This is a genomic window from Actinomadura sp. NBRC 104412 (assembly GCF_030269515.1).
GTDB lineage: Bacteria > Actinomycetota > Actinomycetes > Streptosporangiales > Streptosporangiaceae > Spirillospora.
On the sequence record NZ_BSTM01000003.1, the window covers coordinates 232,548 to 251,968 of the forward strand.

The 19,421-nt window shown below is 72.6% G+C and carries 20 protein-coding genes; 14 read left to right on the forward strand and 6 right to left on the reverse strand.

The genetic code is table 11. The features are described from left to right. Window positions 1-371 precede the first annotated feature (371 nt). The 3 genes from QSK21_RS05510 (at window position 372) to QSK21_RS05520 (ending at window position 2,376) form a co-directional block, all read left to right on the forward strand. Entirely contained in the window at window positions 372-773 is a 402-nt protein-coding gene (locus QSK21_RS05510; RefSeq protein WP_285694290.1) for a TraR/DksA family transcriptional regulator, read from the forward strand. 80 nt (window positions 774-853) lie between these two features. Beyond that, window positions 854-1,459 (forward strand): signal peptidase II, encoded by a 606-nt coding sequence (gene lspA, locus QSK21_RS05515; protein ID WP_285694130.1) that lies wholly within the window; start codon window positions 854-856, stop codon window positions 1,457-1,459. Continuing rightward, a complete protein-coding gene (locus QSK21_RS05520; RefSeq protein ID WP_285694131.1) occupies window positions 1,459-2,376 on the forward strand; it encodes an RluA family pseudouridine synthase in 918 nt (305 codons plus the stop codon). The genes lspA and QSK21_RS05520 overlap by 1 nt, the downstream gene beginning before the upstream one ends. Window positions 2,377-2,424: 48 nt before the next feature. On the opposite strand, the gene QSK21_RS05525 is transcribed toward QSK21_RS05520, so the two are convergent. After that, on the reverse strand, window positions 2,425-2,739 hold the full coding sequence (locus tag QSK21_RS05525; protein ID WP_285694132.1) for an AzlD domain-containing protein: 315 nt from the start codon (window positions 2,737-2,739) through the stop codon (window positions 2,425-2,427). Beyond that, window positions 2,736-3,530 carry an AzlC family ABC transporter permease gene (locus tag QSK21_RS05530; RefSeq protein WP_502871509.1) on the reverse strand — a complete coding sequence of 265 codons (795 nt, stop codon included), beginning with the start codon at window positions 3,528-3,530 and terminating at the stop codon, window positions 2,736-2,738. Before QSK21_RS05530 ends, QSK21_RS05525 begins: the two co-directional genes overlap by 4 nt. A 77-nt stretch (window positions 3,531-3,607) precedes the next feature. Between QSK21_RS05530 and QSK21_RS05535 the strand changes: the two genes are divergently transcribed. Continuing rightward, entirely contained in the window at window positions 3,608-4,438 is an 831-nt protein-coding gene (locus QSK21_RS05535; RefSeq protein ID WP_285694133.1) for an AraC family transcriptional regulator, read from the forward strand. 271 nt (window positions 4,439-4,709) lie between these two features. Then, window positions 4,710-8,240 carry a DNA polymerase III subunit alpha gene (dnaE, locus tag QSK21_RS05540; protein ID WP_285694134.1) on the forward strand — a complete coding sequence of 1,177 codons (3,531 nt, stop codon included), beginning with the start codon at window positions 4,710-4,712 and terminating at the stop codon, window positions 8,238-8,240. A gap of 117 nt (window positions 8,241-8,357) precedes the next feature. On the opposite strand, the gene QSK21_RS05545 is transcribed toward dnaE, so the two are convergent. Beyond that, the gene (locus tag QSK21_RS05545; protein WP_285694135.1) at window positions 8,358-9,056 is read right to left on the reverse strand and encodes a DUF6882 domain-containing protein; all 699 of its coding nucleotides are present in this window, start codon (window positions 9,054-9,056) and stop codon (window positions 8,358-8,360) included. A 190-nt stretch (window positions 9,057-9,246) separates the two neighbouring features. Between QSK21_RS05545 and QSK21_RS05550 the strand changes: the two genes are divergently transcribed. Beyond that, a complete protein-coding gene (locus tag QSK21_RS05550; RefSeq protein WP_285694137.1) occupies window positions 9,247-9,834 on the forward strand; it encodes a hypothetical protein in 588 nt (195 codons plus the stop codon). Here QSK21_RS05550 and ybaK read toward each other — a convergent pair. Together ybaK and QSK21_RS05560 are read right to left on the reverse strand one after the other, a co-directional pair. Next, window positions 9,718-10,215 carry a Cys-tRNA(Pro) deacylase gene (gene ybaK / locus QSK21_RS05555; protein ID WP_285694139.1) on the reverse strand — a complete coding sequence of 166 codons (498 nt, stop codon included), beginning with the start codon at window positions 10,213-10,215 and terminating at the stop codon, window positions 9,718-9,720. The genes QSK21_RS05550 and ybaK overlap by 117 nt on opposite strands. A 74-nt stretch (window positions 10,216-10,289) precedes the next feature. Further along, entirely contained in the window at window positions 10,290-10,952 is a 663-nt protein-coding gene (locus tag QSK21_RS05560) for an LON peptidase substrate-binding domain-containing protein (RefSeq protein WP_285694140.1), read from the reverse strand. A gap of 188 nt (window positions 10,953-11,140) precedes the next feature. Between QSK21_RS05560 and QSK21_RS05565 the strand changes: the two genes are divergently transcribed. The 8 genes from QSK21_RS05565 (at window position 11,141) to hisF (ending at window position 17,631) form a co-directional block, all read left to right on the forward strand. Further along, window positions 11,141-11,956, forward strand: a complete 816-nt coding sequence (locus tag QSK21_RS05565) for a PhzF family phenazine biosynthesis protein (RefSeq protein ID WP_285694141.1) — start codon at window positions 11,141-11,143, stop codon at window positions 11,954-11,956. Window positions 11,957-12,001: 45 nt separating this feature from the next. Beyond that, the gene (hisD, locus tag QSK21_RS05570) at window positions 12,002-13,312 is read left to right on the forward strand and encodes a histidinol dehydrogenase (protein WP_285694142.1); all 1,311 of its coding nucleotides are present in this window, start codon (window positions 12,002-12,004) and stop codon (window positions 13,310-13,312) included. Then, entirely contained in the window at window positions 13,309-14,397 is a 1,089-nt protein-coding gene (locus QSK21_RS05575) for a histidinol-phosphate transaminase (protein WP_285694143.1), read from the forward strand. Before hisD ends, QSK21_RS05575 begins: the two co-directional genes overlap by 4 nt. Beyond that, window positions 14,394-14,999 (forward strand): imidazoleglycerol-phosphate dehydratase HisB, encoded by a 606-nt coding sequence (gene hisB / locus QSK21_RS05580; protein WP_502871510.1) that lies wholly within the window; start codon window positions 14,394-14,396, stop codon window positions 14,997-14,999. The genes QSK21_RS05575 and hisB overlap by 4 nt, the downstream gene beginning before the upstream one ends. Window positions 15,000-15,045: 46 nt before the next feature. Further along, window positions 15,046-15,687 (forward strand): imidazole glycerol phosphate synthase subunit HisH, encoded by a 642-nt coding sequence (gene hisH / locus QSK21_RS05585; RefSeq protein WP_285694144.1) that lies wholly within the window; start codon window positions 15,046-15,048, stop codon window positions 15,685-15,687. Between the two features lie 83 nt (window positions 15,688-15,770). Then, window positions 15,771-16,490: a bifunctional 1-(5-phosphoribosyl)-5-((5-phosphoribosylamino)methylideneamino)imidazole-4-carboxamide isomerase/phosphoribosylanthranilate isomerase PriA gene (gene priA / locus QSK21_RS05590; RefSeq protein WP_502871511.1), complete on the forward strand. Its 720-nt coding sequence runs from the start codon at window positions 15,771-15,773 to the stop codon at window positions 16,488-16,490. Continuing rightward, entirely contained in the window at window positions 16,487-16,873 is a 387-nt protein-coding gene (locus tag QSK21_RS05595; protein ID WP_285694146.1) for a RidA family protein, read from the forward strand. Before priA ends, QSK21_RS05595 begins: the two co-directional genes overlap by 4 nt. Beyond that, complete coding sequence (gene hisF / locus QSK21_RS05600; RefSeq protein ID WP_285694147.1) at window positions 16,870-17,631, forward strand: imidazole glycerol phosphate synthase subunit HisF; 762 nt, start codon at window positions 16,870-16,872, stop codon at window positions 17,629-17,631. Before QSK21_RS05595 ends, hisF begins: the two co-directional genes overlap by 4 nt. Before the next feature lies 1 nt (window position 17,632). Here hisF and QSK21_RS05605 read toward each other — a convergent pair whose 3' ends face one another. Then, a complete protein-coding gene (locus tag QSK21_RS05605; protein WP_285694149.1) occupies window positions 17,633-19,387 on the reverse strand; it encodes a CocE/NonD family hydrolase in 1,755 nt (584 codons plus the stop codon). Window positions 19,388-19,421: the final 34 nt, after the last annotated feature.

Here is a 19,421-nt window from a genome sequence, read left to right on the forward strand (position 1 = left end):
CTGGGGGGAGCGTTCCCCAGAACGGCATGGACACGCGCGGTGAAGCGCGTGCGCCGCAGAATTCCGGTTCCCAGCCCGCGGATGCCTCGTCCACCCCCGTTCACACCCCCGCAGCCAGGGGCCCGGCCAAGAGCACGGGTGCGGCCAAGGCCAAACCCGGTGGCAAGAACGCCTCCCGGCCGTCGGCGCGGCGGGCCAAACCGGTCAAGCCGGGCAAGGCCGCCGCGAACGCCAAGGCCAGGCGGTCCGCCGCCGGTCACGGGACCGACACCGTCGACGGAGCCGACACCGTGGACGGGGCCGGCACCGTCGAAAAGGCCGACGCCCTGGACGGGGCCGGCACGGTGGACGGGCCGAACACCGGGACGGCGGTGGCGGACACGGCCGCGGTCCTGCCCGTCCGCGAAGGCGAGGGCCGCTGGACCGCGCGTGAGCTCGCCGAGGTCAGGGCGACGCTGATCGAGGAGAGCGCCGCGCTGGAGGCCGAGATCGCGGCGGCCGCGTCCCAGATCGCCAAGGGCGACGGCGCGGACGGCGCGGGCGACGACCAGGCCGACACCGGCGCCAAGACCTACGAGCGCGAGCACGAGCTCGCGCTCACCTACAACGCCCGTGACCTGCTCAACCAGGCCGAGCGCGCGGTCCAGCGGATCGACGCGGGCACCTACGGGATCTGCGAGTCCTGCGCGAGGCCGGTGGGCAAGGCGCGCCTTCAAGCCTTTCCTCGTGCGACCCTATGCATGTCATGCAAACAACGCGAGGAGCGTCGCTGAACGACGCAACCGACACCGACGGCCGGGCCGAGGGATCGAGCGGATCTCCTCGGCCGCGCCGTGTCGGCGTACTGATCACGGTGGCGCTCGCCGCGCTGGGCCTGGACGTCGTGTCCAAGGTCGTCGTGGTGGCCACGTTGCAGGACCGCGAGCCGATCCGGCTGCTGGGCGGCCTGCTCACGCTGCGTGAGACCCGCAACAGCGGCGCCGCGTTCTCCATCGGCACCGGCTACACGATCATCTTCACGCTGATCGCCATCGGCGTGGTGGTGGCGATCCTGCGCACCGCCCGGAACCTGCGCAGCGTTCCCTGGGCGGTGTGCCTGGGGCTGCTGCTGGGCGGCGCGTTCGGCAACCTGATCGACCGGCTGCTGCGCGCGCCCGCGCCCTTGCAGGGCCATGTCGTCGACTGGATCGAGGTGCCGAACTGGCCGGTGTTCAACCTGGCCGACTCGGCGATCGTCTGCGGCGGCGTCCTGGCGGTCCTGCTGGCCGCCCGGGGCCTGCAGATCGACGGCACCCGCATCGGCAAGGACGGCGGCAAGGACGACGGCCAGAACGGCGACAAGCACGACGCCAAGGACGACGCCGAAGTCGGCGGCAGGGACGGCGGGGGTGCCGACGGTAAGGGCGCCGAGTCGCCGGAGCCGCCCGATTCCGCCTCCGCCTCGGAGGGGCGCGGCTGATGGCGGACGTGCGGAACCTTCCCGTCCCCGAGGGGCTGGAAGGCGAGCGGGTCGACGCGGCGCTGGCACGGTTGTTCGGGCTGTCGCGCGGCCAGGCGGCCGACATCATCGCCGCGGGCGACGTGCTGCTGGACGGCAAGACGGTGGCCAAGTCCGACCGGGTCCACGGCGGGGCGTGGCTGGAGGTGACGCTTCCCCCGCCCCCGGTCCCGCCCGCCCCCGTGCCCGAGCCGGTGCCGGGCATGGGGATCCTGTACGAGGACGACGACATCGTGGTGGTGGACAAGCCCGTCGGGGTCGCCGCCCATCCCACGACGGGCTGGAACGGCCCCACCGTCCTGGGCGGCCTGCTGGGGGCCGGGCACACGGTCGCCACCAGCGGCGCCGCCGAACGGCAGGGCATCGTTCACCGGCTGGACGCCAACACCACCGGCGCCATGGTCGTCGCCAAGAGCGAGGTGGCGTACTCGCGGCTCAAGCGCGCCTTCAAGGAACGCACGGTGGAAAAGCGCTACCACGCGCTCGTCCAAGGGCACCCCGACCCGTTCCGGGGGACGGTGGACGCCCCCATCGACAGGCATCCGGCCGGGGACGGCCGGTTCGCCGTGGTGGCGGGCGGCAAGCCCTCCGTGACCCACTACGACACGCTGGAGGCGTTCCGGGCGGCCACGCTGCTCGACATCGACCTTGAGACGGGGCGTACGCACCAGATCCGCGTCCACATGGCCGCCATCCGCCACCCCTGCGTCGGGGATCTGGCGTACGGGGCCGACCCGACGCTGGCGGCCCGGCTCGGTCTCCGGCGGCAGTGGCTGCACGCCGTCCGCCTGGCGTTCGAGCACCCCACGCGGGGGGACCGGATCGAGTTCGAGAGTCCCTATCCTGAGGACCTGGCACGGGCGCTGGATCGTCTCTAGCGGCGCGAGCCGCGTCTCCCCGTCCGGCCCGAGGAGGCGGGCGGGGCGTCAGATGAGCAGGCGGAGGCCGGCGGCGGCCGCGGCTCCCGTCACCAGCACCACCAGGAACGGTGCGCGCAGGAGCAGCGCCGCCACGGCCGCCGCGAGACCGGCCAGGCGTGGTCCGTCCAGTTCCAGCGTCCGGTCCTCGGGGGCGAGGGCCTGCACGGCGATCAGCGCGGTCAGCAGCGCCACCGGCACCAGGTCGGTGAACCGGTGGACGCGCGGATCCTCCAGGACCCGCTGGGGTGTGACCAGGCCGCCCAGCTTGAGCAGGTAGCACCCGGCCGCCGTGGCGAGGATCGCCGTCCAGACACCGCTCATGAGCGCTCCTTCCCATCGGACCCGTCAGACCCGTCGGACCCATCGAACCCGTCGGACACGGCACCGGGCGCCGCCCGGCGGCCCGGAAGGAAGATCGCGATCAGGGCGGCGGTGGCGGCCAGCATGACCGGGACGCCCGCGGGCAGCAGCGGGGTGGTCCCCACGGCGATCACGGCGGCGCCCGCCGCGACCCTGGCCTCGGTGCGGCCCGCGGTGAGCCTCGGCCACAGCAGCGCCAGGAAGGCCGCGGGGCCGAGCACGTCCAGGCCGAACGCCTTCGGGTCGCCGAGCCCGGTCGCGCCCAGCGCGCCGATCAGCGTGGTGAGGTTCCAGGTCAGATAGAGGGTGATCGCCGTGACGGCGAACCCGATCCGGGCGCCGTCCCGGTCCGGCTGCGCGGTGGCCACGGCCGTGGTCTCGTCGATCACCACCTGCGCGGCCACCAGCCGCCGCGCTCCCCGCACCCGGAGCAGACCGGCCAGCCGCAGCCCGTACAGCGCGTTGCGGCCGCCGAGCAGCACCGCGCCCAGCGCGCCGCTCACCAGGTTCCCGCCACCGCCGATCACCCCGATCAGGGCGAACTGCGATGCCCCCGTGAACGCCAGCAGGCTGAGCGCGCACGCCTGGGGCACCGTGAGCCCGGCCGCGACCGCCGCCGCGCCGAAGGCCAGCCCGGAGATCCCGACCGCCAGCCCGACGCTCAGCGCGTCCCGCACGGCGGCGGCGTGCTCGGGGGGACGGCCCCCGGGCCGCCCGCGAGCCGGTGTTTCCTCCGTTTCCGCCGAATTCATGCCGATGAAGCTATCCGGCGGTGCCCGGAAGGTCTTGAACGTTCTTGCTCCCCCGTCCGGCGTCTAGGATCACGGGCATGAGCGGGGAAGTGGCGCATTACTGGAGCCATCCCGCGCTACCCGGTGTGGACCTGCTGCGGGCCCGGTTCGTGACCCACCGCTACAACCGGCACGCCCACGACACCTACGCCCTGGCCCTCGTCGAGTACGGGGTCGAGCAGTTCGAGTACGGCGGCAGCCTGGAACGGGCGGGCGCGGGGTCGATCGGTCTGGTCAACCCAGGGGTCATCCACACCGGCGAGGCCGGGGTCCCCGAGGGCTGGGCCTACCGCGTGCTGTACCCGACCGTCGAGGTGATGAGCGACATCGCCGCCGACCTGGGCGCGCCCAGCGGCACGCCGTACTTCCCCGAGCCGGTCATCACCGACCCCGAGGCGGCCCGGCTGCTGCGCGCCGCCCACCGTTCCGGGGAGCAGGGGGACGCCCTGGCGGCCTCGTCGCTGTTCCGCCAGGCGGCCGCGAGCCTGCTGCGGTTCGCGCGTCCGCGGACAGGCGTGGACGCCGGCGACACCCCGCCCGGCCGGATGCCGCGTGCCGTACGGGCCGCGCGGGAGATCCTGCACGAGAGCCTGCTGGATCCGCCGTCCCTGGACGAGCTGGCCGCCTCCGTGGGAGTCGGCGCGTTCCCGCTGCTGCGCGCGTTCAAGGAGGCCACGGGCCTGCCGCCGCACGCGTACCTCAACCAGGTGAGGGTGCGGCACGCCCGCCGCCTGCTGGACGAAGGGCTGCGCCCGGCCGAGGTCGCGTCCCGTACCGGATTCGCGGACCAGGCCCACCTGACCCGGCATTTCAAGCGCACCGTGGGCGTCCCGCCGGGCGCCTACCGCGAGGGACGGGCCGCCGCCTGAGCCGCCCGCCCGGCCACCGGTACGGCCCCCCTTCGGGTGGAAAATCATGATCTTGGGCGGGGTCGCCGGGAGATCGGAGTGTCGGGCCGCCGCCTGTCGGTGGGGAGGGTTAGGCTCGCAGCACCGCGCCGCCCCGGTCCCCGATCCGGGGTGGCGGACTTCCCCCGGTACCTGAGAAGCCGAACACGTGCTCACGGCACGTGCGCGGTCGCATGCCAGGACACGAGCGACGCCGTCGAAGCGACACGGCGAACAGGAGGCGCACGAGGCCATGGCCGACTCGTTCGTTCATCTGCACGTCCATACCGAGTACTCGATGCTGGACGGCGCCGCCCGGCTGAAGCAGATGTTCGACGAGGTCGGGCGGCAGAAGATGCCCGCGATCGCGATGACCGACCACGGCAACCTGCACGGCGCCTACGACTTCCACAAGCAGGCCAAGGCCGCCGGGGTGACGCCGATCATCGGGATCGAGGCGTACATGGCGCCCGAGTCGCGGTTCCACAAGAAGAAGGTGCAGTGGGGCGAGCCCAGCCAGAAGCGCGACGACGTCTCCGGCGGCGGCCTGATCAACCACAAGACGCTGTGGGCGCGGGACAAGACCGGCCTGCACAACCTGTTCAAGCTGTCCAGCCGGTCCTACACCGAGGGCTTCGTCTTCAAGTACGCCCGGATGGACGAGGAGCTGCTGGCCGAGCACTCCGAGGGCCTGATGGCCACCACGGGCTGCCCGTCCGGCAAGATCCAGACCCGGCTGCGGCTGGGCCAGTTCGACGAGGCGCTCAAGGCCGCCGCGACCTTCCAGGAGATCTTCGGCAAGGAGAACTACTTCCTGGAGCTGATGGACCACGGACTGGAGATCGAGAAGCGGGTCAGGGACGGCCTGGTCGAGATCGGCAAGAGGCTGGGCATCCCGCCCGTCGTCACCAACGACTCGCACTACACCCATGAGAGCGAGGCCACCGCGCACGACGCCCTGCTGTGCGTCCAGGTGGGCAAGCAGCTCGCCGACCCGGACCGGTTCCGGTTCGACGGCACCGGCTACTACATCAAGTCCGCCGAGGAGATGCGCGCGATCGACTCCTCGGAGATCTGGGCGGAGGGCTGCCGCAACACTCTGATGATCGCCGAGCGGGTCGACGCCACCGGCATGTTCGAGCCGCACGACCTGATGCCGCGGTTCCCGGTGCCCGAGGGCGAGACCGAGGAGAGCTGGTTCCGCAAGGAGGTCTGGAAGGGCCTGGAGCGCCGCTTCCCCGGCGGCATCCCGGAGCGGTACAAGAAGCAGGCCGAGTACGAGATGGACGTCATCCTCGGCAAGGGCTACCCCTCCTACTTCCTGGTCGTGGCCGACTTCATCATGTGGGCCAAGCAGAACGGCATCCTGGTCGGCCCCGGCCGCGGCAGCGCCGCCGGCTCGCTGGTCGCCTACGCGATGGGCATCACCGACCTCGACCCGCTCCCGCACGGGCTGATCTTCGAGCGGTTCCTCAACCCCGAGCGCGAGTCCATGCCCGACATCGACATCGACTTCCCTGAAGACCGGCGGGCCGAGGTCATCCGCTACACCACCGAGAAGTGGGGCGCCGACAAGGTCGCGTTCATCGCCACGTTCGGCACCATCAAGGCCAAGGCCGCCATCAAGGACGCCGGCCGCGTCCTGGGCTTCCCGTACGCGCTGGGCGACCGGATCTCCAAGGCGTTCCCGCCCGCCGTCATGGGCAAGGACATCCCGCTGGCGGGCATCTTCGACGACAAGCACCCGCGCTACGGCGAGGCCGGCGAGCTGCGCAAGCTGTACGAGGAAGAGCCCGACGTCAAGCAGATCATGGACCTGGCGCAGGGCCTGGAGGGCCTGATCAGGCAGACCGGGGTGCACGCCGCCGGTGTGATCATGAGCGGCGAGACCATCACCGACTACGTGCCGATCATGCGGCGCGACACCGACGGCGCGATCATCACGCAGTTCGACTACCCGACCTGCGAGACGCTGGGCCTGCTGAAGATGGACTTCCTGGGCCTGCGGAACCTGACGATCATCGATGACGCGCTGAAGGGGATCAAGCTCAACAAGGGCATCGACATCGACCTGCTCGCGCTGCCCTTCGACGACCGCAAGGCTTACGAGCTGCTGCAACGCGGCGACACCCTCGGCGTGTTCCAGCTCGACGGCGGCCCGCTGCGCTCCCTGCTGCGGCTGATGAAGCCCGACAACTTCGAGGACATCTCCGCCGTCATCGCCCTGTACCGGCCCGGCCCGATGGGCGCCAACTCCCACACCAACTACGCGCTCCGCAAGAACGGCCAGCAGCAGATCACCCCGATCCACCCCGAGCTGGAGGAGCCGCTTAAGGAGATCCTCGACACGACCTACGGCCTGATCATCTATCAGGAGCAGGTCATGGCGATCGCGCAGAAGGTGGCGGGGTACTCGCTCGGGCAGGCGGACCTGCTCCGCCGCGCCATGGGCAAGAAGAAGAAGGAGGTCCTCGACAAGGAGTACAAGCCCTTCTCCGAGGGCATGCGCGCGCGCGGCTACTCCGACGAGGCCATCAAGACGCTGTGGGACATCCTCGTCCCGTTCTCCGACTACGCCTTCAACAAGGCGCACAGCGCCGCCTACGGGCTCGTCTCGTACTGGACGGCCTACCTCAAGGCCAACTACCCCGCCGAGTACATGGCGGCGCTGCTGACCTCCGTCGGCGACGACAAGGACAAGAGCGCGCTCTACCTGAACGAGTGCCGCCGCATGGGCCTGAAGGTGCTGCCGCCGGACGTCAACACCTCCGACGCCGACTTCACCCCCATGGGCGACACCGAGATCCGCTTCGGTCTCTCGGCCGTCCGCAACGTCGGCGCCAACGTGGTCGAGGGCATCATCGCGGCGCGGCGCGAGAAGGGCCCCTACACCGACTTCAACGACTTCCTCAACAAGGTCCCGCCGGTCGTCTGCAACAAGCGGGTGGTGGAGTCACTGATCAAGGCCGGGGCGTTCGACGAGCTGGGGCACCGGCGCAAGTCCCTGCTCATGGTGCACGAGCAGGCCATCGACTCGGTCATCGACATCAAGCGCAAGGAGGCCATCGGCCAGGACTCCCTGTTCGGCGCCCTGGAGGACGACGGCGGCGAGGACGCGTTCGCCGTCGCCATCCCCGACGGCGAGGAATGGGACAAGACGACCCTGCTGGCCTTCGAGCGCGAGATGCTCGGCCTGTACGTCTCCGACCATCCGCTGCTGGGCGTCGAGCACATCCTGGAGAAGGAGGCCGACGCCGCCATCGGCACCCTCACCGAGGGTGAGCGCCCCGACGGCCAGATCGTCACGGTCGCCGGCCTGCTCTCCGGCCTCCAGCGCAAGGTCACCAAGCAGGGCAATTCCTGGGCGATGGCGTCCCTGGAGGACCTGTCCGGCGTGATCGAGGTGATGATCTTCCCGTCCGCCTACCAGCTGTGCTCCACCCTCCTCGCCGAGGACACCATCCTGGTGGTCAAGGGCAAGCTGGACCGCCGCGAGGACGTCCCCAAGCTGATCGCGATGGAGGTCACCCAGCCCGACCTCACCGTCACCGACGCGCAGGGCCCCCTTTCGGTCAGCCTCCACATCGGCCGCTGCACCCCGCCCCTGGTGTCGCGCCTCAAGGAGGTCCTCACCACCCACCCGGGCTCCTCCGAGGTCCACCTCCACCTCCAGAACGGCCCCCGCACCACGGTGGTCCGCCTGGACGACAAACTGCGGGTGGCCCCGTCCCCGGCCTTGATGGGCGACCTGAAGCAGCTCCTGGGCCCGTCCTGCCTGATCTGACGCGACCCCCGTCCCTGAGGCCGCCGGGGCGCTGCCGCGGCGGCCTCCCGCGGCTCGGGCTTCCGGGCTCGGGCTCGCGGTGTCTGAAGGACCTCTTCGTGTCCAGAGGGTCCGTGTCTAGAGGGTGGCCGGGGTCAGGTCGGCCTGCCAGTTGACGAAGCGGCCCAGGCCGTCGAAGTGGGCGCGGGCGATCCCGCCGCCCGGAAGGCTGATCTCGGTCAGCCCCTCGCGCTCCCGGTACGGGACGCGGTGCCGGCTCAGGAACCGGGCCAGGGTGAGCCGGGGCTCGCGGGGGAACAGGCTCACCGCGTTCATCAGCAGGCGGGGGACCGGGACGGGGTCCCACGCGGCGGGCGGGGCCTGCGGGTCGTCCACGTGCAGGTAGGCCGAGCCGCCCTCGTAGCCCGCGCCGATGTAGCCGCCACCGCCCAGCACGCCGCCCGCGGCCATCGCGATCAGCTCGCCGCCGTGCCCGGCCGGTCCCTCGTACCAGCCGAGGTCCACCTCGGGGGTGGTGAACTCGGGGATGCCGAGCCGCCGGCCGAGGCCGCGGATGGCCAGGATCGGCTCCACCGCCGGATGGTCGTCGCCGAACTGCGGGTTGGCCCAGCCCCACAACCAGGTGCGCTCGCGCGCGGCGTAGCTGCCGAGCAGTGACACCTGCACCGTCACCCCGCCGCTGGTGTAGGTGCGGGCGGTCAGGTCGGCGCTCCAATCCTCGCGCGGCAGGAACTCGGCCAGCGTCTCCTGCTGCTGGAGCACGACCGCGGCGAGAGCGGCGCCGAGGCGTTGGAACGCGGGGCTGAATCCGGACATGTCGGGCACATTATCTCAGAGAATCGGGCCGCTCTGCGGCGGGAATCGGACACCGTTCGGTTGTCTGCGGACCGCCCCGGCCGGCGGCACGGCCGTCGGGCGGCACGGCCGTGAGCCACTAGGCTGTGTCACCGCTCGGGTTGCGTCCGGGGCGGCAGTCGAAGGAGCGTGGGCAGTGCGGGGACCGACCATGGGCACCTTGCGGACCTGGGCGGTCACCACTGCGATCATCGCATTCCTCGGGGTCCCCGCCGGGCTGTTGTGGGCGGAGATCTCCCCCAAGGTGACCTACATCGTTATCCGAGGTCAGGCCGTGCTTGCCGATCCGGAAGGCCAGGCGCCCATCGCGACGGACGGCCGGTTCGCGCTGATCGCCGTGGCCGCGGGCCTGGCCTGCGGGATCGCCGCGTACCTCGCCGGGGGCCGGGGCAACGACCTGCCGCTGCTGTTCGGGCTGGCGGCCGGCGGGCTGGCCGCGTCCCTGCTGGCCTGGCGGCTCGGCCACCACATCGGGCTGGACGGCTTCCAGCGCGCGGTGCGGCGCGCCCCCGACGGGCGGCTGGTCACCGGGGCGGCGCAGCTCCGCGCGACCGGCATCGTGGTGTTCTGGCCGGTGCTGTCGGTCCTGGCCTACGAGCTGCTGGAGCTGGTGGTCAGGCGGCTACCCCCGGGCGATGGCCGCAAGCGTCGCGGCGGTGAGGCGGACGAGGTCGGCGGGCGCGAGCTCGATCTGCAGGCCGCGCCGACCGGCGGAGACGTAGACGGTCGGGAACCCTGACACCGACTCGTCCACCACGGTCGGCAGTTCGCGGCGTTGCCCCAGCGGGCTGATCCCGCCCACGACGTACCCGGTGGCGCGCTCCGCGACCTTGGGGTCGGCCATCCGCGCCTTCTTGCCGCCGGCCGCCGCGGCGAGCGCCTTCAGGTCCAGCGATCCCGACACCGGGACGACCGCCACCGTGAGCGCCCCGTCCACCTCGGCCAGCAGCGTCTTGAAGACCCGCTCGGGCGGCACGCCCAGCGCCCGCGCCGCCGCCGCGCCGTACGACTCGGCGGCCGGGTCCGGCTCGTACGGATGCAGCGTGAACCCGATCTCCGCCTTGGCCGCGGCGAGCGTGGCCGGCGTGCCCTGCCCTCCCTTGGACTTGCGTGAACCCATGCGCGCCATCCTGCCCGCAACGACCGCCGGGTGCCCATCCGATTTCAGGTGGGTTCAGGTGGGAGGGACCGAGGTCAGTTGGGATGGACCGAGGTGTCCAGAAACTGGCCGGCCGGGACGGTCGCCAGGCCGTTGAGCAGCCGGTTCTCGCGCGCCAGCAGGTCGTGCTCGGCGCGCAGGCGCAGGGCGGCGTCCTCGGCCTCCAGCAGCCGCTGCTTCTCGTGCCCGTCCAGCACCACGGCCGAGGCGATCAGGTACGACAGGCGCACCGGGTCGTCGGGAAGGTCGACGGGCTCGACCACGTCCGCGCCGACGGCGGCCAGCCGGTGCCGGTAGAGCTGGAAGAGCAGCCGGGCCCGGTGGGCGAGCGGCCCGGGTTCGGCGCCAGCCTCCTCGGGCAGGAACTCCACCTCGCCGCGCAGGTACGGCAGGCCGCGGTCGAGCCGCTTGACGCGGAACCGGTCGGCGCCGATGGTGACGATGTCGAACCGGCCGTCCGGGCGTCCGTTCACGCCGTGCACCTCGGCCACGCAGCCGACCCCGGCCAGCCGCAGCCCCGCGGTGTCGCCGACCTCGTGCCCGACCTCGATGCCGACCACGCCGAGCCGCCACGGCTTGGGCCGTTCCAGCAGGTCGCGGATGAGCAGCCGGTACCGCTCCTCGAACAGATGCAGAGGGAGGACCAGGCCCGGGAAGAGGACCGTGCCCAGGGGGAACAGAGGAAGCAGCTCGGTCACCGCATCCCCACCCTCGCCTCTGGCGTGCGTCCGTCGAGAGCGCTCCTCCTCTCAGGATACGCCCGAGGATAATGATCTTGCTATCCCTGAAATTCTCACAATCTGAAGACGCCGCCGGATGGCGGACCAGGCCACTGAGGCCGATCGGCCCTGCCGCGCCGGCGCCCCGCGGGCCTAACCTCGTGGGCATGCGGATCTTCGTCATCGACGCCTTCACCGATCGCCCGTTCGCCGGCAACCCGGCCGGAGTCTGCCTGCTGGACGCTCCCGCGGACCCCGCGTGGATGCAGCGGGTCGCGGCCGAGATGCGGCACTCCGAGACCGCGTTCGTCCGCCCCCTGGACGACGACCCCGGTGCCGATCTCGAACTGCGCTGGTTCACCCCCGAGGTCGAGGTCGCGCTGTGCGGGCACGCCACCCTGGCCGCCGCGCACGCCCTGTACGAGGCCGGCGCCGTCCCGTCCGCCGGGCCGATCCGGTTCCGGACCCTGCACAGCGGTGTGCTGACCGTCGGCCCCGGCGAGGGCGGCCTGCTGGAGATGGACTTCCCCGCCGTCCCGCCCGCCCAGGCCCCCGCCCCGGCCGGCCTGGCCGACGCGCTCGGCGTCCAGCCGGGCTGGACGGGCCGCAACGCCCAGGACGACCTGCTGGTGGAGGTCTCGGGCGAGGACGTGGTGCGCAAGCTCACCCCGGACATCACCGCCCTGTCCGCCGTCGACGCCCGCACCGTCATCGTCACCGCCCAGGCCGCGCCGGACGCCGGGTACGACTTCGTGTCCCGCGTCTTCGCCCCCAGCGTCGGCATCGACGAGGATCCGGTCACCGGCTCCGCCCACTGCGCCCTGGCCCCGTACTGGACGTCCAAGCTGGACCGCGCCACGCTCACCGGGTTCCAGGCGTCCTCCCGGGGCGGCCACGTCCGCACCGAGCTGCGCGGCGACCGCGTCCTCCTCTCCGGCAAGGCCACCACCGTCCTCGACGGCACCCTCAAGGCGACCGCGTAGCCGACCGGCGCAGGGCGGATGTCGTTCTGTCGATAAGCTGGAGCGGTGATTTCCCGGATCGATCTGCGCGGCTCGCTGCCCACGGGCGGCGAGCTGCGTTCCGTGCTGCCCCGCGCCGAGCTCGACGTCGAGGCCGCCCTGGAGAAGGTGCGGCCCATCTGCGAGGACGTGCGGCATAGGGGCTCGGAGGCCGTCCGGGAGTACACCGAGCGGTTCGACGGGGTGAGGCTGGAGAGCGTCCGGGTGCCCGCGCAGGCGGTGCGGGACGCGCTCGCGGCGCTCGATCCGGGGCTGCGGGACGCGCTGGAGGAGGCGATCCGGCGGACCCGGCTCGTCCACCGCGACCAGCGGCGCGAGGACGTGACCACGCAGGTGGTGCCGGGCGGGACGGTCACCGAGCGGTGGGTGCCGGTGCGCCGGGTCGGGCTGTACGTGCCGGGCGGCAACGCCGTCTACCCGTCCAGCGTGATCATGAACGTGGTGCCCGCGCAGGAGGCCGGGGTGGAGTCCCTGGCCGTGACGTCGCCGGCGCAGGGGAACGGGCTTCCGCACCCGGCGATCCTGGCGGCGTGCGCGTTGCTCGGCGTGGACGAGGTGTACGCGGCGGGCGGCGCCCAGGCGATCGCGATGTTCGCCTACGGCACCGAGGACTGCCCGCCCGTGGACCTGGTGACCGGCCCCGGGAACGTGTACGTGGCGGCGGCCAAGCGGCTGCTCAAGGGCGTGATCGGGATCGACTCGGAGGCGGGGCCCACGGAGATCGCGATCCTGGCGGACCGGACCGCCGACCCGGTGCACGTCGCCGCCGACCTGATCAGCCAGGCCGAGCACGACACGCTGGCCGCCGCCGTGCTGATCACCGACTCGGCGGAGCTGGCGGACGCGGTCGAGACCGAGCTCAAGGGGCAGGTGGCCCGCACCAGGCACGCTGAGCGGATCACCGCGGCGCTGGCCGGGCGCCAGTCCGGGATCGTGCTGGTCGACGGGCTGGACGACGGCCTGACGGTCGCCGACGCCTACGCGGCCGAGCACCTGGAGGTCCAGACCGCGGACGCCCGCGAGGTCGCGGCCCGGGTGCGCAACGCGGGTGCGATCTTCATCGGGCCGCACGCGCCGGTGTCGCTGGGCGACTACCTGGCCGGGTCCAACCACGTCCTGCCGACCGGCGGCTGCGCCTGCCATTCCTCGGGACTGTCGGTCCAGTCGTTCCTGCGCGGCGTCCATGTCGTGGAGTACGACCGGGCCGCGCTGGCCGAGGCAACCGCGCGCGTGGTCACGCTGGCCGAGGCCGAGGACCTGCCCGCCCACGGCGCCGCCCTGAAGGCCCGGTTCGACTGGGAGATCCCCGCCCCATGACGTCCCTGAACGACCTGCCCATCCGCGACGACCTGCGGGGGCGCGAGCCGTACGGGGCGCCGCAACTGGACGTCCCGGTGGCCCTGAACACCAACGAGAACCCCTACCCGCCGTCCGACCGGCTGGTGAAGGCGCTCGCCGAGGCCGTGGCGGACGTGGCGGGCGGCCTCAACCGCTACCCCGACCGCGACGCCGTGGCGCTGCGCGAGGACCTGGCGGCGTTCCTCAACGGCGACACCCCTGGCGCCGGGCTGACGGCCCGCCAGGTGTGGGCGGCCAACGGGTCCAACGAGATCCTGCTGCAGATCCTCCAGGCGTTCGGCGGCCCGGGACGCGGCGCCCTCGGCTTCGAGCCGTCGTACTCGATGCACCCGATCATCACCCGGGTGTCCGGCACCCGCTGGATCGACGCGCACCGCGACGAGGACTTCGGCCTCGACCCGGGGCGCGCCGTCGCCGCGGTCGAGGAGCACCGTCCCGATGTGGTGTTCCTCACCTCCCCCAACAACCCGACCGGCACCGCGCTGCCGCTGGAGGCGATCGAGGCGGTGCTGGACGCGGCGCCCGGCATGGTCGTGGTGGACGAGGCGTACGCCGAGTTCCGCCGCGCCGGCACCCCGTCCGCGCTGACGCTGCTGCCCGGCCGCCCGCGGCTGATCGTGACCCGGACGATGTCGAAGGCGTTCGCCATGGCTGGCACCCGCCTCGGCTACCTGGCGGCCGACCCCGCCGTGGTGGACGCGCTGCAACTGGTGCGGCTGCCGTACCATCTGTCCGCGGTCACCCAGGCCGTGGCCCGCACCGCCCTCGCGCACGAGGCGGACCTGCTGAGCACCGTCGGCATGCTGCGCCGCGAGCGCGACGACCTGGTGGCGTGGCTGCGTGCCGAGGGCTTCGAGGTGGCCGACTCCGACGCCAACTTCGTCCTGTTCGGGCGCTTCCCCGACCGCGAGCGGGTGTGGCGGGCGCTGCTCGGCAAGGGCGTGCTGATCCGGCAGGTGGGGCCGCCCGAGTGGCTGCGGGTGAGCGTCGGTACCCCGGAGGAGATGGCCGCCTTCCGGAACGCGATCAAGGAGAGTCTGTGACGGCTGTGACACACCGCAAGGGCCGTGTGGAACGCGGGACCAAGGAGACCCAGGTCCTGGTGGAGATCGACCTGGACGGTACGGGCGTGGTGGACGTCGCCACCGGCGTCGGCTTCTTCGACCACATGCTGGCGCAGCTCGGCAAGCACGGGTCGTTCGACCTCACCGTCAAGACCTCCGGCGACCTGTACATCGACAGCCACCACACCATCGAGGACACCGCCATCGCGCTCGGGCAGGCGTTCCGGCAGGCGCTGGGCGACAAGGCGGGCATCCGCCGCTTCGCCCACGCCTCGATCCCGCTGGACGAGGCGCTGGCGCAGGTCACCGTGGACGTGTCCGGCCGTCCCTACCTGGTGCACAGCGAGCCCGAAGGCATGGCGCCGATGATCGGCCCCGAGTACGACACGACGCTGACCCGGCACATCCTGGAGTCGTTCGTGGCGAACGCGCAGGTGGCGCTGCACGTCCACGTCCCGTACGGGCGTAACGCGCACCACATCGTCGAGGCCCAGTTCAAGGCCCTGGCGCGGGCGCTGCGCGACGCGGTCGCCCACGACCCCAAGGTGCGGGGCATCCCGTCGACCAAGGGGGCGCTGTAGCCGTGTCCACCGGCGGCCTCGACTTCACCGCGGGAGCGCCGCGGCCGTGACCAAGAAGATCGTCATCCTGGACTACGGCTCGGGCAACCTGCGCTCCGCCGAGCGCGCGGTGGCGCGGCACGGCGTGGAGGTGACCGTCACGCCCGACCGGGACGCGGCGCTGAACGCCGACGGCCTGATCGTCCCGGGCGTGGGGGCGTTCGCCGCGTGCATGGAGGGCCTGCTGTCGGTGCGCGGCGACCAGATCATCGGGCGCCGTCTCGCCGGCGGGCGCCCCGTGCTCGGCATCTGCGTGGGCATGCAGATCCTGTTCGCCAAGGGCATCGAGCACGGCGTCACCACCGAGGGCTGCGCCGAGTGGCCGGGCACCGTCGAGCGGCTGGAGGCGCCCGTCGTCCCGCACATGGGCTGGAACACCGTCGAGGCGCCCGAGGGCACGCGGCTGTTCAGCGGGCTCGGTCCCGGCACCCGGTTCTACTTCGTCCACTCCTACGCGGTGCGCCGCTGGGAGCTGCCCGCCGACCCGTCCGGCCTGATCAAGCCGCCGCTGGTCACCTGGTCCGAGCACGGCGACCGGTTCGTCGCCGCGGTCGAGAACGGGCCGCTGTGCGCGACGCAGTTCCACCCGGAGAAGTCCGGCGACGCCGGCGCCACGCTGCTGGAGAACTGGCTGGCCACCCTGCCCTGACGGGCACCGGCCCGCGCTCCGCCCGCTCCCGTCCGATCCTGTCCGTTCCTGTCTGGTCCCCGCCCCACCGGTAAGGTTTGCGCATGACCCTCACTCTCCTTCCCGCCGTCGACGTCGCCGATGGCCAGGCCGTACGCCTGGTCCAGGGCGAGGCCGGCACCGAGACCTCCTACGGGTCGCCGCTGGAGGCCGCCCTGGCCTGGCAGGAGGCGGGGGCGGAGTGGATCCATCTGGTCGACCTGGACGCCGCGTTCGGCCGCGGCTCCAACCGGGAGCTGCTGGCCGAGGTCACCGGGCGGCTGGAGGTGAAGGTCGAGCTGTCCGGCGGCATCCGGGACGACGAGTCCCTGGAGGCCGCGCTGTCCACCGGGTGCGCGCGGGTCAACATCGGCACGGCCGCGCTGGAGAACCCCGAGTGGTGCCGCCGGATCATCGGCGCGTACGGGGACAGGATCGCGGTCGGCCTGGACGTGCGCGGCACCACCCTGGCCGCCCGCGGCTGGACGCGTGAGGGCGGCGACCTGTGGGAGGTCCTGGAACGCCTGGAGAAGGACGGCTGCCCGCGTTACGTCGTCACCGACGTGACCAAGGACGGCACCCTGCGCGGCCCCAACACCGAGCTGCTGCGCGAGGTCTGCTCCCGCACCGACAAGCCCGTCGTCGCGTCCGGCGGCGTGTCGTCCCTGGACGACCTGCGCGCCCTCGCCGCGCTCGTCCCGGAGGGCGTCGAGGGCGCGATCGTCGGCAAGGCCCTGTACGCGCGGGCGTTCACGCTCCAGGAAGCCCTTGAGGCGGTCAAGTGATCGAGCGGATCTCCTCGGGCGGGCTGTGGGAGGACGAGTTCGGCTACTCCCGCGCCGTGATGGCGGGGGACCTGGCCCTGGTCGCGGGCTGCACCGCCACCGTGGAGGGCAAGGTCGTCCACCCCGGCGACCCGTACGAGCAGACCAGGACCGCCTTCCAGATCGCGCTGTGGTCGCTGGAACGGCTCGGCCTGACCCGCAACGACGTCGTCCGGACCCGCATGTACATCACCAGGGCCGGTGACTCCGCCGAGGTCGGCCGGGCGCACGGCAGCCTGTTCCAGCATATCCGCCCGGCGGCCACGATGGTGGTGGTGGCGGGCCTGATCGACCCGCGCATGCTGGTCGAGGTCGAGGTCGAGGCGTACAGGGGGACGTCGTGAGCGTGGCGGTCCGGGTGATCCCGTGCCTGGACGTGGACGCCGGGCGCGTGGTGAAGGGCGTGAACTTCCAGAACCTGCGGGACGCGGGCGACCCCGTCGAGCTGGCCCGCCGGTACGACGCGGAGGGCGCCGACGAGCTCACGTTCCTGGACATCACGGCGTCCAGCGGCGACCGTTCCACCACCTACGACGTGGTGCGGCGCACCGCCGAGCAGGTCTTCATCCCCCTCACCGTCGGCGGCGGCGTCCGCACCGTCGAGGACGTCGACAGGCTCCTGCGCGCCGGGGCCGACAAGGTGTCCATCAACACCGCCGCCATCGCCCGTCCCGAGTTCCTCCGCGAGGCCGCGCACCGCTTCGGCTCCCAGTGCGTCGTCCTGTCCGTGGACGCCCGCCGCGCCGAGGGGACGCCCTCCGGCTTCGAGGTCACCACCCACGGGGGCCGCAGGGGCACGGGCATCGACGCGATCGAGTGGGTGCGCCGCGGCGAGGACCTGGGCGTGGGGGAGATCCTGCTCAACTCCATGGACGCCGACGGCACCAAGAACGGCTTCGACCTGGAGATGCTGCGCCGTGTCCGCGAGGCCGTCACCGTCCCGGTGATCGCCAGCGGCGGCGCGGGCGCGGTGGAGCACTTCGCCCCCGCCATCGAGGCGGGCGCCGACGCCGTCCTGGCGGCCAGCGTGTTCCACTTCGGCGAGCTCACGATCCCCGAGGTGAAGCACGCCCTCGGAGACGCGGGCCACCCCGTCCGCTAGGTCACCGGCCCCGCGTACCCCGGCCGTGACCGAGGTCCGGCCCGTTCTCCTCGTGCGGGGCGGGGGAGACGGCCTCGGCGGCGCGCCGGACGACCGGGAGCAGGATCGCCGAGGGGTGGTCGGGGTCGTGGAAGACCTCCTGCCTGGCCGGGACGGACATGCGGGCGGTGGCGATCGGCTCCCCGGTGCCCGGGTTGGCCGCCACCTTCGGGTAGGCGCCGCTGGTCACGTGCACCCGGACGCGGTGGCCCCGCCGGAACCTGTGCCCGGCCGGCCACAGGTCGATCGCCACCCGCCGGACGCCCTCGGTGCCCACGTCCTTGTAGCCGACGGCCTCGGTGGCGACGGAACGGCCCGGGTCCAGGCGCAGGCCGCCCTCGCACACGTTGCGGGACGTCCCGTCCGGCGCCACGTCGCAGAGCCGGACGATGAAGTCGGTGTGCTCCCGGCTCGACCGGACGAACAGGTCGGCCGCGACCGGGCCGATCACCTCCAGGTCGTCCTTCAGGACGGGGGAGGAGAACACCAGGACGTCCTCGCGCCGCTCCAGGGGCCGGTTGTCGACGGGACGGGAGCTTCCCAGGATCCTGGGGCCGCCGAGGGCGGGCGTGGGCCTGGCGGGCTCGAACCGGTAGCGGCTGGGCGGCGCGGGCCGCGGCCCGTCCTCGCCGAGCCCGCCGCCCGCGTGCAGGTGCCAGCGCCGCTGCTCCATTCCGGGCGGGGGCCAGTCGCCGTACTCGCGCCACTCCCGCGCCCCGGTGACGTAGATCCGGACGGGGTTGGCGCGCAGCCCGGAGAAGTCGCCGAGCAGGTGCGCGCGGAACCAGGCCAGCGACTCGCGGAAGGACACCAGGCCGTGCCGGGCGTCGGTGTGCCACCACGGGCCGATCGTGAGGTAGGGGCGATGGCCCGCCCCGCGCAGCGCGAGATAGTCCTTGATCTGCCAGGGCAGGAACACGTCGTACCAGCCGCCGAGCAGGGTGACGGGCGCGCCGACCCGGCCGACCGTCCCGCTGAAGTCGCGGTCGAGCCAGTAGGCCGAGCCCGGGTCGTGGTGGGCGGCGAGGATGTCCTGGTAGAACCGCATGGGGGCGCCGCCGGTGACCACGTCCAGCTCGCCCAGGGGACGCCCGGTGAGGGCGGCGCGGGCGACCCGGCGCCGCGACAGCAGCGGCCCGGTGACCAACCCGAGCGGCCGCCGCTGCCGGTGGGTGAGGTCGGTCCAGGTCAGCGTGGACTCCAGCGCGAAGCTCCCGCCGATGTACGCCGCGTCCCTGAACGTGGACGCGGTGATCTGGAGGGACATCGCCTTCAGCTCCGGACCCGCCTCCGCGGCCAGCGCCCAGGCGGAGTACCCCAGGTAACTGGCGCCGTAGGCGGCGAACGACCCGTTGAACCACGGCTGGTTCCGCAGCCATTCCACGGTGGCGAGGCCGTCCTCGCGCTCGCTGCCGAGCGGGTCGAACTCGCCCTCCGAGCCGAACGTCCCGCGGGCGCTCTGGACGAGCAGCTGGAACCCGAACGGGACGAACGGCAGCCCGGCGACGACGGCGGCCGGGCCGCGCCTCCCATAGGGCGTGCGGACCAGGATGGTGGGTGCGGGACGGTCCATCCCGGCGGGCACGTACCGGTCGGCCAGCAGCGTCACCCCGTCGTTCATGCTGATGGGGAGGTCGCGTTCGACGTGGTAGCGCCGCAGCGGGCGGGGGCGGGGGATCCGGATCGGGGCGGCGGGCCAGCGGTCCCTGAGTGCCATGCTGTCTCCAGTACGCGGTACTACTGCCTAGTAA

Coding starts and splice junctions, on each gene's coding strand:
- QSK21_RS05520 (WP_285694131.1), top strand. CDS start 1,459: ATGGCGGACGTGCGGAACCTTCCCGTCCCCGAGGGGCTGGAAGGCGAG.
- QSK21_RS05550 (WP_285694137.1), top strand. CDS start 9,247: ATGGGCACCTTGCGGACCTGGGCGGTCACCACTGCGATCATCGCATTC.
- ybaK (WP_285694139.1), bottom strand. CDS start 10,215: ATGGGTTCACGCAAGTCCAAGGGAGGGCAGGGCACGCCGGCCACGCTC.
- QSK21_RS05535 (WP_285694133.1), top strand. CDS start 3,608: ATGAGCGGGGAAGTGGCGCATTACTGGAGCCATCCCGCGCTACCCGGT.
- QSK21_RS05525 (WP_285694132.1), bottom strand. CDS start 2,739: ATGAGCGGTGTCTGGACGGCGATCCTCGCCACGGCGGCCGGGTGCTAC.
- priA (WP_502871511.1), top strand. CDS start 15,771: ATGACCCTCACTCTCCTTCCCGCCGTCGACGTCGCCGATGGCCAGGCC.
- QSK21_RS05605 (WP_285694149.1), bottom strand. CDS start 19,387: ATGGCACTCAGGGACCGCTGGCCCGCCGCCCCGATCCGGATCCCCCGC.
- QSK21_RS05530 (WP_502871509.1), bottom strand. CDS start 3,530: ATGAATTCGGCGGAAACGGAGGAAACACCGGCTCGCGGGCGGCCCGGG.
- QSK21_RS05575 (WP_285694143.1), top strand. CDS start 13,309: ATGACGTCCCTGAACGACCTGCCCATCCGCGACGACCTGCGGGGGCGC.
- dnaE (WP_285694134.1), top strand. CDS start 4,710: ATGGCCGACTCGTTCGTTCATCTGCACGTCCATACCGAGTACTCGATG.
- QSK21_RS05545 (WP_285694135.1), bottom strand. CDS start 9,056: ATGTCCGGATTCAGCCCCGCGTTCCAACGCCTCGGCGCCGCTCTCGCC.
- QSK21_RS05565 (WP_285694141.1), top strand. CDS start 11,141: ATGCGGATCTTCGTCATCGACGCCTTCACCGATCGCCCGTTCGCCGGC.